Origin of the sequence: Candidatus Mesenet endosymbiont of Agriotes lineatus (assembly GCF_964019585.1) — a bacterium.
Lineage (GTDB): Bacteria > Pseudomonadota > Alphaproteobacteria > Rickettsiales > Anaplasmataceae > Mesenet.
The window spans coordinates 563,964-579,946 of sequence record NZ_OZ026454.1 but is presented as its reverse complement, the minus strand read 5'-3'; the positions used below and the strand labels follow the sequence as shown (position 1 = coordinate 579,946).

Here is a 15,983-nt window from a genome sequence, read left to right as displayed (position 1 = left end):
TTACTGCCTATCTTGAGATTGATCTGTAGGATCAGGAAAAGAAGATGGTGGGTCATGTATAGGACCGTCAATAGGATTAGTATTGCTTCCTATAGAACCTCTGCTTATGCCTCTTGAAGGTGTATGAGATTTTTGATTATACTTCATCTGCAAACGGCGCATTCTACTTTCACTATCCATACCAATAATGCCAAGTGTACTCTCTTTAGCGCTGTAAGCAACATCAGATAGATCAGCTACCATCATGCCAAATATACTAGATGCTATGGTACCTGCAACTTGAACGAAGCTTTTCATGGCATGTGCTAATATTACAAACATCATTATGTTAATAATTGGAATTGGTATCCCCATAAAGCTTATTAAACCATTGTCTGCATCATGCAAGTGATCGTAAACGGTAGATACAGGAGAAAAACCAAGTGGTAGGAAAAATTCAAGTAAACAAAACTTAATCTCTGTAATTTTAAGATCAATAGAGGGTTGAAGCACACAAGCAGTGCATATATCAAAGTTAAATAGTCCATATAATACACCAGTCATAGCTTGATTGAGCATTGCAATAGATGCGAAGACCACAACTGGCTGCATGGCTACTTGAGCTAGTAATTTTATCCATGAATCAAAAATAGCCTTTGTGCGTTGGAATAATATGCAGATGATAAACATTGGAGCCATTGAGAGAAGTAGTGCAACCATAATGATGGATATAAAATAAAGCATAACGGCTTCAAAGAGGCATCCAATCAGCATTATCAAACCCCAAAAGATCAGAAAAACTGCGATCCAACCAACAGGACCAGTGAATAACAAGGAAAGTATTTGTAACCAAGTTTGCGGTAGGGCAAATCTATATAAACTTAAATCAAGAAATTTAAAATCAGTATTACTAGATTGTTGTCCTGTCATTATATTAATTAACTCTATTGGTGCTTTAGTAAATAAAGGAAACAGATAAGTATTAAAAAATATCCAACTATTGGGTCCGATCAATATAATAATAATACTGATTTTAACAATAAGCGATGCCATCTCTGCTTGAGAAGCTCTAAACATCCCAAGTAAATAAAAAAGAGAATAAAGAGTGACGTAAAGCAACAAAGTTACTTTTGTAAGTGATATAAAACTGCTATTCTTGATAATCCCTTCATATACTATGCCTACAGCACCACCACTTAAGTTATTATTAGGATTGTTGACATCAAAACTTGGCCCGTAAAATGCTTTAAAGATGTATTTTTTAGTTCTATTTACAAGCCAGGAAATAGTTTCTGGAACATCTTTCTCTACAAATGTAAGTGTTTCAAAATAACCAATATTGTTTTCATATCCATCACCGTTATCGCGAACGCCGTAATATACATCACCAGTGCCTTTTATTTCAAAGTGGTCACTTTCGTCTCCCTTATTAAGATCAATCAAATTTCCAACTTGTCCAGGCATACCATCTGGAGATTCATTTCCTACATAATAATACAAGCTTTGACTTGTATAATAGCTGCAATCTTTTTCTACTGAAATATGATATCCTCCAGATTGTTGATCTTCATTTTTAGATTTACCAAGGTAAAAAAATAGTTTGTCAACTACATCTGGTGGTAAGTATCTAGATGGTATTTCATATCCATATCCAGAGCGAATGCCTTGATTAATACTGCTATGTACGGGTAAAGGAATTTTAATGTCTGGCTTGCTTGAATTATACATATCAACTTTTAGTGACGGTATATATGTTAATTCTTTTTTTTTAATCCATGATGTTATATTTCCATCTTGATCGATTTCTGCACTTTCTGTTTCTATTCCCTTAGAATGCTCTATAGAAATCTCAGTTTGTGCACAATTTGACCAGTTAATCTTACCATTTGCATCTTTTATTCCACAAATATTACCGCACATTGAATTGAGCAAATATGTATTGTTATTAAATATAGTAGATTTTATGCCTTCAATACATTCTGAATCTTTTTCTCCACACTTGCTTCTAACAAATCCATCTAAATCACAAGGCAGTTTAAATTTAGTCAATTCATTTAAACGTTTAATTGATGAATCTGGTATTGGCTTGCCATCACTATCTACCTTGTTTAAAAGGACATGAGTTTTTCCATTGAGCCACTTTGCACTATCTGCTTTATTAGCATAATATCTATTGGTAAAAGGTCCATCACCATTACTAATTTTCGCTGAATATTCAGTTTTGAGATTGTCTTTTTTGCACGCACTTGGATCTTGCACATAAACATTATCCTTTTTGTTATCACAAACATCTTCACTGAAAGACCCGATAATACTAAGCTCTAGCCTAAAAATTAGTTTTTCATGAGCAGCAGCCGAATATCTTAATTGTAAAATATTTTTTCCCGATTTTTCTTCTGGTCCCCCTGGCTCTACTGTTGCATCTTGAACTGCATCGTAACACAGGTTTATACCATTAGAGGTAATTCGTACTTTTTGTGTACCATTTTCTTTTAATTTAAGATCTGATTTTACCCAATAGCTAGCAATTTTATTTTTATCAAAATCTTCATCACCAAAATTGCTTGGTTTAGTGGGAATTATATCTCTAATTTCATCTTTTAAAAGACCAGGAGCTGTAAGGCATGTAGTACCACCACAACTTGAAAGTAAAAAGATAATAGAAATGATGACTACGGTTTTGAACATTTTTAAAATTACCTTCTAGATACTTCGTCACTTCCTTTGCTCTGACCTTTACCACTCAAATTTTTCGCCGCATTCATCGCTTTTTCACCGACACCCCTTATGCCACTGCGCGCACTTAAAGCGGCACTTAAGCCTTTTTTCATCATTGCTGTTGGTGAGGTTACCCCATAAGCTAAATTTGCTCTTGGGTTACCAGCAAGTTCTGCTGCTAAGCTGCCAATAGTACCTAAGAAATGATAAAATAAAAATCCCATAAGCCCCATCATTCCAAGTTTTGTCCACAACAGCTCAGTAACACCTTTATCAATATCAAAACCTGTCCACTCAAACCCAAATGCTATTGGCTGATTTCTAAACTCTATAGAATTCATAATGCAAGCGAGGTTACCTTTATTTGTCTCAAAATCACAAGCATTTTCCGGATCTAAAGTAAAGGTTATTTTCCCATTATCACCTGTGACACGTTTGAACCTCAAATCACCAAAATACAAGTTATCGAATACTGAAAACATAAGTGAGAGAAAAGCAAACAATATGACAGGGTATAAAGAATAAGTCATAATTTCTTTAAGCCAACCATCGAAAAACCCCTTAGTTGCTTGGAATAAACACATAGGAATAAATAAAGGTGATACAAGAATAATGATAGTTAAAGCAATTAAAGATAATATGAATAAATAAACCATCCATATTGCAACCAGAATTATCATTATCACCATAAAAAGAGCAACAATACATATAATAACTTGTGCGCCAAAGAAGACAGCGAAAATAATAAGTGCTGCTAGCATAAAACTTGTAAGTATTGCCACGCCAGTTGTTGCATTAAGCTGGCTTCCTAAGTAAAACATTATGCGACAGTCAAGTCTATCCCATAGTGCCAAATATCCAAGATTTTTTCCATTAATAGTAGGGTATTCATCTTGCCTATAATTACATATAGTTTCATTACCTCCTGCTTGCAACACTACATCTGATAGACCTTGCGATAGCTTTATAAGTTGATCGTAATAGTGCGACATGACCCCACCCATGGTGAAATATAGCACTAATGCAAATTTTATTATCAGTAAGTACAGTTCAGCAGTGTGCTGCACTCCGCCCAACATTGTTTTAATAGCAAATAGCATCAAAGCTAGCACTAGCGCTGCTTTGATTGCTGTTTTTAGCCTTTTTTGTGCAATATCTAAAAATCCATCCTCTCTTTTTGCCCCATCAGCATGTGTTCCTGTAAGAAGATTGTTCAATGATTCCTTGAGGCATTCAACAACTACTGAGGTTAAAGGGAAAGGAGATTTTGCATGTGCTCCTGTTATGCTATAACAAGCCGGTGAGATGTACCAATTAAAGCATTGACTGTTATCATAACTAACAACCTTCCCATCTTTTATCTCAGGCTTTGATTTTTCACACATAGGGGCAGGTGGACCGCTTGGACGCATATGACAACCAACTTCTGATTGTGGAAACCATGGGAGATTACCCATACCCCAAGTGTCTACACAAATTTGGTCTCTACGCTCTACTGCTTTAAACGTCACTCCATGGAGTGGTCTGCTTTTTTCACCAGCTCTTAAGGGCCCACTGCATTCTACTTTCCCACCAAGCCATATTTTTGCATTTTTTAAATCGTCATTGCCATAATCAAGCTCCCTCGGCAAAAGCTTATCTTTTCCATGAATTCCTCCAAGAGGAGCTCTATAGCATACTTCTATATAATTACTGCTCGATATCCTATTCTTCGGCCAATAATACTCACCAACGGTTTCAAATTCTTTCTTTGGGCATCTTGGCTCTAATCTTCTACCTTTTTCTATGTCTCCATCTGCTATACATCTAAAATAATCGTCTTCCTTTTGATAAATTTTATCTGTACAGGTAGGATAAGCTTTATCGGGGTTCTTACATTGTTTATATTGCCCAGGTTGACCTCCACTTTCATCGTTGCTATCAGAACGTAGTACAGGATGTCTAACAAAGCTATAGGCACAACCAAAAAACATAGCATTATTCATAACAAGAGCTGTAATGGCTCCCACGCCCGAACTAAACATTACGACACCAGCTTTGATACCTATAACACTAGCCTGAAGAGCAACACCAGTTATTATTAAAATAACTCCAGCAGATACACCAGAGATAATTTGTGTTGAAAGTTTTGCTGCTTGGCAATTAGGATTACTGGCTTTTGTATCTCTAAAAATTGCTGTTGCACCCTCTTCATTTACTTTTTTTTCTGCAGCAATAGCGGAGCTGGTGAGTAAAAAATCAACATTTAATAATAAAATAGCCAGTATAAGTAATACTACTTTAGCGTTTTTAAGCATTTTTTACTCGTTCATAAAATATAGGCAGCCATATTTGTGGATCATGACCAACTTCTTTTATAATATTATATAGTAATAACACTGTTTCTGCACGTCCAGACAGTACATTTACTATGTCATCAAGCCCTTTTAAATCTATTCTTGCAACAACAGAATTAATTCCTTGTTTTATTAAAAAGAATCTAGTACCTGGATCTGTATGTTTTATTAACATATATTCTCTCTCGGTAAGCATAAAGACATCTCTGTATACACTTGTTGCCTTAAGATTAGGTAAAAAAATCTGCGTTGCAGTTTGTTGTATTAAAGTGTCACTAATAGAGCTTTTGCTTGCATCTTCAACACTTTGAGTTGCAAAAATTACAAAAGTATTGAGTTTTCTAAGTACTTTAAGCCAGTCTTTTATTTTTGGAGCAAAAATTGGATTGTCTATAAGTGCCCACGCCTCATCAAGGACAATCATAGAAGGTGTACCATCAAGGGATATGCTTATTCTATGAAAGAGATAAAGTAACACCGGTCCAAGAGCAGCTGAATCTTTTAGCAAATTTGCCATTTCAAAGCCAAATACTCTAGATTTAGAGAAATCCAACAGATCCTCATTATTATCAAATATAGATGCATGAGAGCCGCTACCATACCACATGGATATACGTCCTGCTAGAGTGTTTGGTCCACCCAGTCCTAAAAATGGCACAATATTACTTAGTATTCTTTTTTCTTTCGCAAGTTTGAAATTTCCTTCTATTGCATCATTAATACGTTCTATATCTTCAGAAGAAAACTTATCATCATATGTTGAAACTAAAACCTTAATCCATTCCATCAAGAAAGTTCTATTATCAGGAGTATCATCTAATTGCAATGGGTTGAACCCTGTAGGTGTTCTTGGTTCTATTACAGTATAAATTCCATTTAGTGCTCTAATAAAAATCTCAGCACCACGATCTTTGTCAAAAAAGAACATTCTTGGTGTGAACTTCATTGCTTGTGCACAGAGAAAATTCATCAGAACAGTTTTTCCGCTTCCTGTTGGTCCAATAATCATAGTATGACCAACATCCCTTATATGAAAATTAAAAAAAAATGGAGTACCTGAAGTTGTATCAAATACAGTCACAGCTTCACCCCAATGATTATTGGATTTATTGCCAATTGGATAGTTATGTTGCGCGGCAAAACCTGCTAAATTAAGTGTACTGATTATACTTTTGCGTACTATATAATCAAAATTACCAGGCAGTTGTGCCCAAAAAGCTGGCTCAAGGTTTATTCTCTCTCTAACTGGATAAATACCACAGTTTGAAAGTTCGGCTTCAATTAACGCTAGAGCATTATCTAAAGTTTTTGGTGTTTTTTCTATGCATAAAATAGTTAAGTGGTGGTAGCCAAATGCAATTCTACCACTCATCGCATCATCAAGAGCTTGTGAAATTTCAACAACCTGTGAAATAGCTTTATCTGCAGATTGCATCATACGATTTTGTTGAATTTGCATTTTTGTAATTGCCATTTGACGATTTGCAAATTCGAATGATTGTGTAATTATAAATTCATATGGAAGTTGTAAAAAACTATCTAGCATACCAGCAAAAGTATGCTGACCGTATTCTTTAACACTAATTATGCCAGCATATTTATTCCTGTCATGAGAGACTATTTGTATCATCTTACGACCGAAGTATAACCTATTCAATGGTAAGTATTTTGCAATTTTAGTTGTAGTTGGAAAAAGTGCATTAGTTACAAAACCACAATTTACAATCTTTGATAAAAATTCTGTAATTTCACAAAACAAACCACCAGAAGTCTCATGCACCTTAAGTACACGAGGCCCATAGTTGCGCAAGCTTACAACTATACGATTTGTCATTTCTTCTAAATCTTCATATATAGCCTTCATATCATCTTCACGTCCATGTTTTGAGGTTGCATGATCAAGTTCCTTTAATAAGTGGCTTAGAAATTCTATTCCTTTCTTATCAGATTTACGGACAATTGTAATATATAGTTCATTAATAAATGACTGTTTTACAGAATGTTTCTCTCTCCATTTTAGATTTACATAGTCAGAAAAGTAATTAGAGAGTCTTGTATCAGCAAATCCATCAGAAAAGGCATTTTTTCTTCGTCTTATTGTATAAAAATACAGCCCAAATGTGGGTGATGAAATACTACGCAATACTTGATTTCTAATAGAATTTTGTATAGATAGATCTTCATCATCTGCAGTCTCAAAAGCAAAGCCATCGAGCTTTATAACTTTTAACATATAACCTTCTTTTGTCATTAAAGTTGTGCTATTCCAATGATGAGAATAAGGTATAAAATTAGCAGAGTGAATCTCCCTTCTTATTATGCTACTGTTGCTTGATCTTAACGTTCTTAGTTTAAACATTTTTACGTTATATCATATGAGTTCGTCCCATGATAAAAGCGATTTAAGCACTTGGAACATTTTTGCATTTTTATCATAAATAATTCAACAAATAGTGGCTCTTTTGCTGAAGCTACATATCCAACTCCGTGAATTATTGGACCTAAAATAAAAAGAACCCTAAAATCCTCTAAAAATACAAAAAATATCATAACAGTTAAAAGATTGAATATAAAAAAAATATAGCTAACACCAAATAGCATTGCTGGTCTTGTTAATCCTTTAAACAATTGATCTGTTTTTACATTGCCAGTATTAGCCATCTTTGTTCCTAAGCTTTAGAATTATTAGTATAGAGTTGCAAGTATTAGAAAACCATTAATAAGATTATTGTATACTAAAATTTACATTTTTGTGAAAGAGGTTTACGTCCATAAGCTATTTTTTCGTTAATATTCAATGTTTTGTAAAAGATTTTAAATATTAATTATATAGGAATGAAAAAATTAGATTAGTTTAAAAATTAGATGATTGTACTATAAGTAATGTAGTTTTTAACTAAAATATCATATCCTCCTTTAAGGTTATGAGGGTTTAATCTTGCCCTAATAGAAGTATTGACTATTATATAGTGTGCAATAAGATTGGTTAATTATTAAATAAAGAAGCTTAATGTACTATAAGGTATCCATACTGTTGTTATTATTTACTTTAATGTTTGGGTCTAGTGGCTGTCTCATGAAGAGCAGGGACCCTATGTTACACAATAGTCAAAAGATTTGGAAAATTTATTTTTCATGCGATGAATCGGGGATTGCGGACGAAAATAAGTGGCAATTATTAGACGTTGTAGGATTTTTACAAGCTAATTCCGATAAAGTAATTAAAATAATAGGGCATGCCGATCAATGCTGTGTATCTAACAATCACAATAAGAAAAAATACAACCTTACTTTAGGAAAAAGGCGTGCAGATGCAGTAAAAGAATACATAATAAGTTGCAATCAATCTTTAAACCATAGAATATATACCGAATCCAAAGGGGAATCAGAGCCTGAAATTATTGGCGATGATGAAAAAGCTTGGTCTAAAAATCGCAGGGTAATTGTGATAGCAAATTAAACTACTTACTAGGTTTATTTAAGACAGTATTTAAAGAATAAAAGGTTTTTCTTGTGTGTTTACTTAGTTACATTATTATTAGAGTAGTTAATATAGTTGATGTTTTATTTATTTTTATATGGGGGCATAGCTTAGCTGGTAGAGCATCTGTTTTGCACACAGAAGGTCAGCGGTTCGATTCCGCTTGCCTCCACCATAGCAACTTATACGAACTTTTCTCTATTCTAATTTTAGCATAATCTTAAACCTGCTACAGCAGCCTATTCTACCTTATATACATGTATACCTTTGTATCTAATTATGCTATAAAATAATCCCCTGTTTCACTTTCCACAATGTAGCTTTTTAAGCCTTTTTTCTCTAAAATATTGGTACCTTTTTGTAGTTTTGAGAGTAAAGTGAAAGTCAATATTTAAATTTTTGTTGGTGCTGGAGAGTGTTATGGTTTTCTAAATTTGCTAGCCTTTTAACCTAACACTTATCATTGTATATATCTATGAAACAACAGTGTATGACCATATTTTTAGAAACGTTTAGAGTGTCATCCAGAGTAGGCCTACTCATTTTTTGTTTTAAATTGTAAAAAATATATAAAAATTGTTAATAAGGAATCTTTTATAAGGGGGGATAAATTGAATAATTATTGTCTAAGAACCTGTCATGAAAGTATTAAGTAGCTAATTTAGTAAGCATAGAAGTTGAATAAAACATTAGTCTTTGAAGTAAATGGGGAGTGTTCGTAATCCCATAGGCGTCAAGTTAAGGGGATATTAGCCAGTATAGCAACATTGAAAAAGGGCATTTTATTTGTTACATTTGTTTTTTAAGAAATTTTAGATCAAAAGTAAGGTGATTTCTTTAGAAATATTTATAAATTACTAACTTTATTGCTTAATGTTTAAATAGTTTTTTGTCATTTCTCTTCTTCTCACTACTCTTTTTCCTTAACTTGACACGTATGGTTTGGGGAACACACCCCGTAAAAAACATTCTCAACTTTCTCTACACTTTTTCTGGGTAAGGTCATAGAGGAGTAAATCCTTCTTTATCTACTATATTAATATCAGCTCCTTCTTTTAGTAAGAGCTCTACTATTACTTTATCATTAATGTACACAGCATATTGTAAAGGAGTCGACCCAGACTGATCCTGCGCATTGATATTTATTCCTTTTGTGAGTAAAAATTTCACCATTTCCTTATGACCTTCCGAAGCAGCTGAATGTAAAAGAGTAAATCCTTCCTTATCTACTGTACAAATATCTGCTCCCCCCTGGAGTAAAAATTCTGCCATTTCTCTATTACCCTGGTGAACAACATGACGCAAAGGAGTCCACCCGCGCTGATCTGCCGCATTAATGTTTGCTCCTTTTTTAGATAAGAATTCCACTATTTCTTTTTTGCCAATAAAAGCAGCAAGATGCATAAGAGTCCATCCATGCTGATTTGCTAAGTTAACATCCAATCCTTCTTCTATTAGTCTTTGAATTTGCTTTATACCTCCTTTCATGATAGTAGCAAAAAGCTGTCCAATTGACTTTGTAAGTAATGTGTCCATATGTGCATTCCAAAATTCAAAACCCTTAGTATGACTTTGGGCTCCCTCATAACAATGATTTAAAAAGGTATTTATATCAGATAAATTTGCTGTTTCTATTATTATAGGGCGGTAAATGGCTAGACCTTCTTTACTTAGTGCCGAACGGTACGCTTATTATCGATTGTCACAAAACCATCATAGGCAAGTAGCACATAATCACTGCATGGAGGGGAAAGCATAGACTGCAGTAGTTCTCGAGCCACTGCTACAGCACGTTCATATGAGGTATCATCGGGCACTCGCTCAAACCAACGTTTGCCTGCATTTTGCATAGCAATTAGTGGTACAACATTCTCCTCACCATACCCTATACACCCTAACATCCAAACCATATGAGCTGTGAAAAAACCAACAAATTGTGCAAAATCATTCTCACTAAGATTGCCTCGCTCCACAGCATTGTATAATCCTTGGTCAACTTTTCTCATAATTCCTCCAAATCTTTCATAAGCATTTATTGAACCTTACAATTCTCAAAGGTAAACTAATTCAATAGAAGATTTTATCTTGTCTTCCTTCTTTTATAAACCTATTGTTTTTTCTTTCGTTTTTTACTCCGGTACAATTCCCTCTCCCTTTCCAGTTCTTGCGCATAAGCTTCATCTATCCATCTTCTTTCTCTCATAAAGGTATCGTACTTTCTTTTTAATCCAGTCGACTGGGGATTATTTTGTACAATTTTACCTAATTTATTTAACACAATATTTAGTTTTTCTTCTTCACCTGAAGCTAAAAAGAAAGTAGCTAAATATTGTAGATCATCACTATTAGGCTTTTTATAGGAAAACAAAAGGCTTTTTAATTGTTCATCAGTGATGCGCTGATCGATTGCAGGAATGGCAAATTTTGCTATCAAGGGACTCACTTCATCAAAAAGTTCTTTAGCGTCTACTTCACAAATGGTATCGCTTGATGTTACATAATAACACCTCCACCACCAATCAGATATAGGCCACCTGTCTGCAAACCCCTTTTCGATACTTTTAGAGTTAGCAAGATTTATGCACTCAGGACTTTGTTTAGGAACTAAAGAATCAATACGCGTGCGCCAATGACCATCCCATTCTGAGGGATATTTCTTTACTTCTTTTTCACCAAACTCAGCTAAAAAAGCCTCAGCTAAAATATATGAGTAAATACTGATATTGATAGTAAATTTTGAAAAATATTTTTGAAAATTAATAATTCCTATATTTCCTTGCGGGTGACGCTTATAAAAATTATTATTTTTTTTAGTAAAACCATGTGATTTCATAAATGGTTTCATAAGCTCCATAAACTGATTAAATATTTCTTCTTCTTGATCCATACTAATTCTCCATCATTGAACTTTGCAATAATCTTTATTAAGTTCCTCAACACGAACACAGTGAATAGGAAAACTTGTTCCTTTTTCTTCTTTCTCTCTCTCTTTTTCTATCCAAACATCTTGCGTTCCCTGTTTTGTTGGTTTTTCCCCTTGCATTTCTGCCCCCTCTGAGTCTGGCCTCACATAAGGTGAATCCCCAGCCTTTATTTCATACCCTACAACAGGTTCAAACTTACCATTTTTACCTATTTTTCCAGCAACAATGTCTAAAATCCGTAACCCAGAAGGTGTTTTTACACGATATCTTTCTTTTACTTCAAATCTGGAATCAGAAGACAACAATTTTGTTAAAAATTTTGCACAAAATGTGCTTAGCGTATCACCACGTATCTTGTTTTGCCATAATCTTTTACTAGCCTCACTTGTTTGCCTTAGTAAAATTTTCACCTGTTTAGGATTAATACTCCTATAAGCCATTCCCGCAATATGAACACCACCATAAACAGCGCGGGAGTGCCCTTTTTCAACATCATGGCGGAAACTGGCTGGAACCCACAAACATGTGCCTTCTAGATCAACCTCTTCTATATCGGTTGCAAAGCCTAAATCAACAAACGATTGTTCCAGTTTTTCTCGTCCACTTAGCTGTATTTGTAACTGCCGTTTATGTTCTTCTAACGCTTTTTTTGTTTCACTTTCTATAATTTTATCAATTATAGGTGGGGAACTATTGAGTGCTTTATCTAAACTATGTGTAGTATGTTCAGGATAGATCTCTTTAATTTTCTTAGCAACTTGCTTTCTATCATAATAAACTAAATGTTTATGTAATGGATCATCATTACCTTCTAAAAATCCATCGATTAATTGGCTAGCTTCTGATCCAGACAATTCATCCTTAAATAGCTCCGATAACTACTTGTGACACGCTGCCCTTTTTTGAGTTTGTAAATCTGTAATGAATTTAGGTATTTTTGGTCTTATTGCTTCTCTGTAAACCTTATGCGATACACTATTCCAGCCTGAATAACCATGTTCAGCAATAATATCACTTCTGATCTCATCATAACACCTATCACAAATGTCTCGAATTTCGGGTGAAGATTCAGTGAAGTATAAAGTGCCTATTTGCTGTCTTATATCATTGAGGGATTCTTGCCTTTTTTGCTTAATCTTCTCTTTGGAAAGTTGCTTCTGCCATTCCTCAAACTGCTTGGTTATACCCTTTCTGACAATTTCCTTTAGCTTTTGTCCCGTTGTTTGCCAATAATCATCAATGTCTATTGGTTGTTCAGGATAGATTTCTTTGATTTTCTTAGCAACTTGCTTTCTATCATAATAAACTAAATGTTTATGCAATGGTTTATCATCACCTTCTAAAAATTTGTCAACTAATTGACTAGCTTCTAGTCTAGATAATTCAGCCAATTCATTCTCAAATCGCTTCAATAACTGCTCACAACCCGCTGCTTTTTTTTGAGCTTCCAGGTCTGCGATGAACTTAGGTATTTGTGGTTCGATTACTTCTCTGCGAACATCACATGATACAGTGCTGTACCAACCCCAACTTAATAAACCATGTTGATCAATATAATCACTTCGGACCTTATCATAAGAGCTACTACACATATCTTGAATTTCAGGTGAAGATCTAGTGAATTTTAAAGGGCCTATTTTTTGTCTTATATCATCGAGTGACTTTTGTCTTTTTTGCATAATCTGTTCTTTAGAACATCTGCTATCAGATTGTAAGTCACAAAATTGTTTATAGTTTAAGCGTTTCCTAATTAGGTGTACTTTTTCTTGATTTGCTGCACGTTGTGCTGCCATAACATTAACTAAGGTTGCAGCTTTACTTAATTCTCTGAGTCTTCCGAATTCAGGAAAATAAACAGCAAATTCATTGTAATATTTGGTAAATTCTTGTGCAAAGATAAATTCAGGTGAGTAATGATGTGGCATGTTGACTTTTTCAGCCGCTTTTAAAACAATTCGATAGATTTGACGTAAAGATTCTGAATCATCAGTCTTAACCTTCTCCTGAACGTCACGTTGTCGTTTGCTCAGACGAATCAAGTTATGTTTATCCTCTTCTAAGGTGAAACGGTATGTTGCCTTATGGTTTTCCCAAAAAATAAGCTCCCAGGACTCTTGAATAATAATCAATGCTGAATCCGCAATAACCCTTTTCCCATCGCCTAATTCTCGCTTTTGTTCTTGAGTTAATACATAACAATCCCAACCTTCATCTTCACCCTCCTTATCAACAAGGTGTCCCTCTGCATCACGTTTCAGTTTATGATGCTTAACAACCATTCGAATATCTCCCAGCGCAAACAAAACATCTCCATCCTTGCTAAGCCCTTCATCATCAATGGCTAGTTCTACTTCCTCTGATTCAATCCAAAAACGATTCAGTGATTCTTCATGATGACTGGCGTGAAAATCATCAATAATTTTTTTAAGATGTGCAGGGAGTTGATTAGTAATTTTATCTAAAGATCTTAATTCGTATGGGTCACGACACTGCACTTCTTGGCCCACAGTTAGAAATTTTAATAAATAGTCCGTAAGCAACATCGTATGCAGTAATTGCGAATGATATAATATCGACGGTACAAAGCGCATTTGATTGAAGGGATGATAGGGCATGTCGGGGTCGACAGGATCTAAACTAAAAAGCGCTGATGTTAAGCGACGTTGAAATAGCTCATTTAAATCAAAGATCGTTAACAAGCGGTTATGGTCACTTTCATTTTTCTCACAATAATCGAGAATAAACGCCATTTCCCCGGTTTTATAGTTAAGTTCTGCGCCATGGATCGTTTTATAAGTCGGAACGTTTGCTTTTTCTGCAAGCGGTAATACTGACTTAGGACGAGTCCAACCTTGTTCATCTAGATTAGTAAGAGGCCATGGTGCATTGAGATTGTAATTAAGATCATCTACCTTCCATTGCTTGCTAACTAACAACTCCTGCATTAATCGCTGACGAAATTTTTTCTCCGTTTCTGGATCGTGATTTTTTTGATACCAATTTTTTAAACATGCTTCATATGCTTGATAAAAAACACGCACATAGCTGTGATCAATTTCTGCTGTACTTTTTGGATCATCAATTTTATCAATGAGCGCATGGAGCAATTGGCGCATTAAAATTAGGGTTTTATCTTCTTGTGCAAGAAAATCAGCATTGGACTGTGGGGCTTGGAAAAAGGGGAACAAATCAGCTAGCCAGAGCGTTCGATGCTGTAATGCCTCTAGTATTTCCTTAAATTCAGAATCGGTATAACGACAAGATAATAAACATTTTACACTATGTATACACGTATAAAGTTCAATATCTGGTGTTGCATGATGACCAATACCTATCGCTACGCCATAAACTTTAGCTGCAAGTTTTTCATCTGCCATACTTAGTATAGAATCTGATTCTTGCGCAGCAGCTTTTTGCAGTGTAATTCCAGCTTGTAATAAGGTATTAACAGTAATTGCATGCTCGGCAAATCCCATGAGTGTAGGCAACCAATCGAGCAAATGGAAGCTCGGTAAAAGGCAGCATGATCAGTTATATCTGAACGTTTACTTAGATCTTTTTCTAATCTTAACAACAGGCGCGCATATCGAAGTAAGTTAGCTACCTGATCGTTCGATTTACTTGTGCTGCGGTTTTCAGATAACTGTGATTTTAAACGTTCAATTAAATTTTCAACTGCTGCTTGTCCATTAAAAGTTTTTGCATATGATTCATCCAATATGCTCTCTTCAGATAACCAATAATAATGCAAGGCCTGTGAAAACAAGCTATGAAAATATCTACTTTGCAGTAGGGGAGCCATAAAACCCATGGATTGGTCAGTATTGTGTTTTGCATACTCAGTAATTTTATGTAGTGAAAATAAGATCTTTACAGTGGGTGTTTTTTCTTTAGCTGCTACTAGCAAAATTTCATAAATGCCATGGTATAATTGAAACTCATAATCAGCTTGTTGGCCTAAAGTTTCTAGCTGCTTAATTTTTTGATAAAATGCTTTGCTTAAATCTTTTAAGCTATTTCCGAAATAATCACCTCGCAAAAATTTGATAAAATATTCAGCTGCTTTTTCTGGCGTTAAAGACCCTATATTCAACTTTGTTCCTAAGTCCTCTTTTGTTTTAATAAAAGAAAATAGATCATCTGCAACATTACTCATAAGATCGGAATGAAAAGCCTTTAGATATGACGAAGACTGATTTCGATTAAGTGGTTTCTGTTGGTATTGACCTACAAGTTGTGCATGTTGCTGTCTAAAAGACCTTGAAAATGGAGTACCTGCTGTAGGTAAATAACCTGATGGTGTTAAGGATATTTCAGTATCATGAGATGAATTAAAAATTTCCCACTCTTGATCAAATTTTTTTCTTTCAATCGGATCACTTAAGGTTTGATAAGCTGTTGTCAGTAATGCCATTTTTTGCGCACTACCACCTTTATCAGGGTGTTCATACAATGCCTTATCTCTATAAGCCTTTTTAATAGCATAAGTAGGTACGTTTTTATTCACCCCTAAGATTTGATATAAATTATGCATTTCCACCCCTC

General features: G+C 34.6%; 11 protein-coding genes and 1 tRNA gene. 2 read left to right on the top strand and 10 right to left on the bottom strand.

Annotation, left to right across the window (positions count from 1 at the left end):
• Genes AACL19_RS02790 through AACL19_RS02775 form a run of 4 tightly spaced genes read right to left on the bottom strand, consistent with a single transcriptional unit; the run spans window position 1 to window position 7,694 of the window.
• Window positions 1–2,667 carry a type IV secretion system protein gene (locus tag AACL19_RS02790; RefSeq protein ID WP_339046462.1) on the bottom strand — a complete coding sequence of 889 codons (2,667 nt, stop codon included), beginning with the start codon at window positions 2,665–2,667 and terminating at the stop codon, window positions 1–3.
• Window positions 2,668–2,675: 8 nt separating this feature from the next.
• A complete protein-coding gene (locus AACL19_RS02785; protein ID WP_339046460.1) occupies window positions 2,676–4,994 on the bottom strand; it encodes a type IV secretion system protein in 2,319 nt (772 codons plus the stop codon).
• Complete coding sequence (locus tag AACL19_RS02780) at window positions 4,987–7,392, bottom strand: VirB4 family type IV secretion/conjugal transfer ATPase (RefSeq protein WP_339046458.1); 2,406 nt, start codon at window positions 7,390–7,392, stop codon at window positions 4,987–4,989. The genes AACL19_RS02785 and AACL19_RS02780 overlap by 8 nt, the downstream gene beginning before the upstream one ends.
• A 2-nt stretch (window positions 7,393–7,394) precedes the next feature.
• Window positions 7,395–7,694 carry a VirB3 family type IV secretion system protein gene (locus tag AACL19_RS02775; RefSeq protein ID WP_339046456.1) on the bottom strand — a complete coding sequence of 100 codons (300 nt, stop codon included), beginning with the start codon at window positions 7,692–7,694 and terminating at the stop codon, window positions 7,395–7,397.
• Between the two features lie 415 nt (window positions 7,695–8,109).
• Here AACL19_RS02775 and AACL19_RS02770 point away from each other — a divergent pair, with 415 nt between their 5' ends.
• Window positions 8,110–8,493, top strand: coding sequence for an OmpA family protein (locus AACL19_RS02770; RefSeq protein WP_339046454.1), 384 nt, complete (start codon window positions 8,110–8,112; stop codon window positions 8,491–8,493).
• 120 nt (window positions 8,494–8,613) lie between these two features.
• Window positions 8,614–8,689, top strand: a tRNA-Ala gene (locus tag AACL19_RS02765).
• Window positions 8,690–9,516: 827 nt separating this feature from the next.
• Here the strand turns inward: AACL19_RS02765 and AACL19_RS02760 are convergent.
• From AACL19_RS02760 to AACL19_RS02735, 6 genes are all read right to left on the bottom strand, one after another.
• Entirely contained in the window at window positions 9,517–10,050 is a 534-nt protein-coding gene (locus tag AACL19_RS02760) for an ankyrin repeat domain-containing protein (RefSeq protein ID WP_339046452.1), read from the bottom strand.
• 134 nt (window positions 10,051–10,184) lie between these two features.
• Window positions 10,185–10,520 carry a hypothetical protein gene (locus tag AACL19_RS02755; protein WP_339046450.1) on the bottom strand — a complete coding sequence of 112 codons (336 nt, stop codon included), beginning with the start codon at window positions 10,518–10,520 and terminating at the stop codon, window positions 10,185–10,187.
• Between the two features lie 101 nt (window positions 10,521–10,621).
• The gene (locus tag AACL19_RS02750) at window positions 10,622–11,401 is read right to left on the bottom strand and encodes a DUF4304 domain-containing protein (protein WP_339045369.1); all 780 of its coding nucleotides are present in this window, start codon (window positions 11,399–11,401) and stop codon (window positions 10,622–10,624) included.
• A 12-nt stretch (window positions 11,402–11,413) separates the two neighbouring features.
• The gene (locus AACL19_RS02745; protein ID WP_339046448.1) at window positions 11,414–12,292 is read right to left on the bottom strand and encodes a hypothetical protein; all 879 of its coding nucleotides are present in this window, start codon (window positions 12,290–12,292) and stop codon (window positions 11,414–11,416) included.
• Between the two features lie 24 nt (window positions 12,293–12,316).
• Complete coding sequence (locus tag AACL19_RS02740; protein WP_339046446.1) at window positions 12,317–14,914, bottom strand: hypothetical protein; 2,598 nt, start codon at window positions 14,912–14,914, stop codon at window positions 12,317–12,319.
• Complete coding sequence (locus tag AACL19_RS02735) at window positions 14,818–15,972, bottom strand: J domain-containing protein (protein WP_339045367.1); 1,155 nt, start codon at window positions 15,970–15,972, stop codon at window positions 14,818–14,820. The genes AACL19_RS02740 and AACL19_RS02735 overlap by 97 nt, the downstream gene beginning before the upstream one ends.
• Between the last annotated feature and the right edge of the window lie 11 nt (window positions 15,973–15,983).

Coding starts and splice junctions, on each gene's coding strand:
- AACL19_RS02790 (WP_339046462.1), bottom strand. CDS start 2,667: ATGTTCAAAACCGTAGTCATCATTTCTATTATCTTTTTACTTTCAAGT.
- AACL19_RS02785 (WP_339046460.1), bottom strand. CDS start 4,994: ATGCTTAAAAACGCTAAAGTAGTATTACTTATACTGGCTATTTTATTA.
- AACL19_RS02780 (WP_339046458.1), bottom strand. CDS start 7,392: ATGTTTAAACTAAGAACGTTAAGATCAAGCAACAGTAGCATAATAAGA.
- AACL19_RS02775 (WP_339046456.1), bottom strand. CDS start 7,694: ATGGCTAATACTGGCAATGTAAAAACAGATCAATTGTTTAAAGGATTA.
- AACL19_RS02770 (WP_339046454.1), top strand. CDS start 8,110: ATGAAGAGCAGGGACCCTATGTTACACAATAGTCAAAAGATTTGGAAA.
- AACL19_RS02760 (WP_339046452.1), bottom strand. CDS start 10,050: ATGGACACATTACTTACAAAGTCAATTGGACAGCTTTTTGCTACTATC.
- AACL19_RS02755 (WP_339046450.1), bottom strand. CDS start 10,520: ATGAGAAAAGTTGACCAAGGATTATACAATGCTGTGGAGCGAGGCAAT.
- AACL19_RS02750 (WP_339045369.1), bottom strand. CDS start 11,401: ATGGATCAAGAAGAAGAAATATTTAATCAGTTTATGGAGCTTATGAAA.
- AACL19_RS02740 (WP_339046446.1), bottom strand. CDS start 14,914: ATGGGATTTGCCGAGCATGCAATTACTGTTAATACCTTATTACAAGCT.
- AACL19_RS02735 (WP_339045367.1), bottom strand. CDS start 15,972: ATGCATAATTTATATCAAATCTTAGGGGTGAATAAAAACGTACCTACT.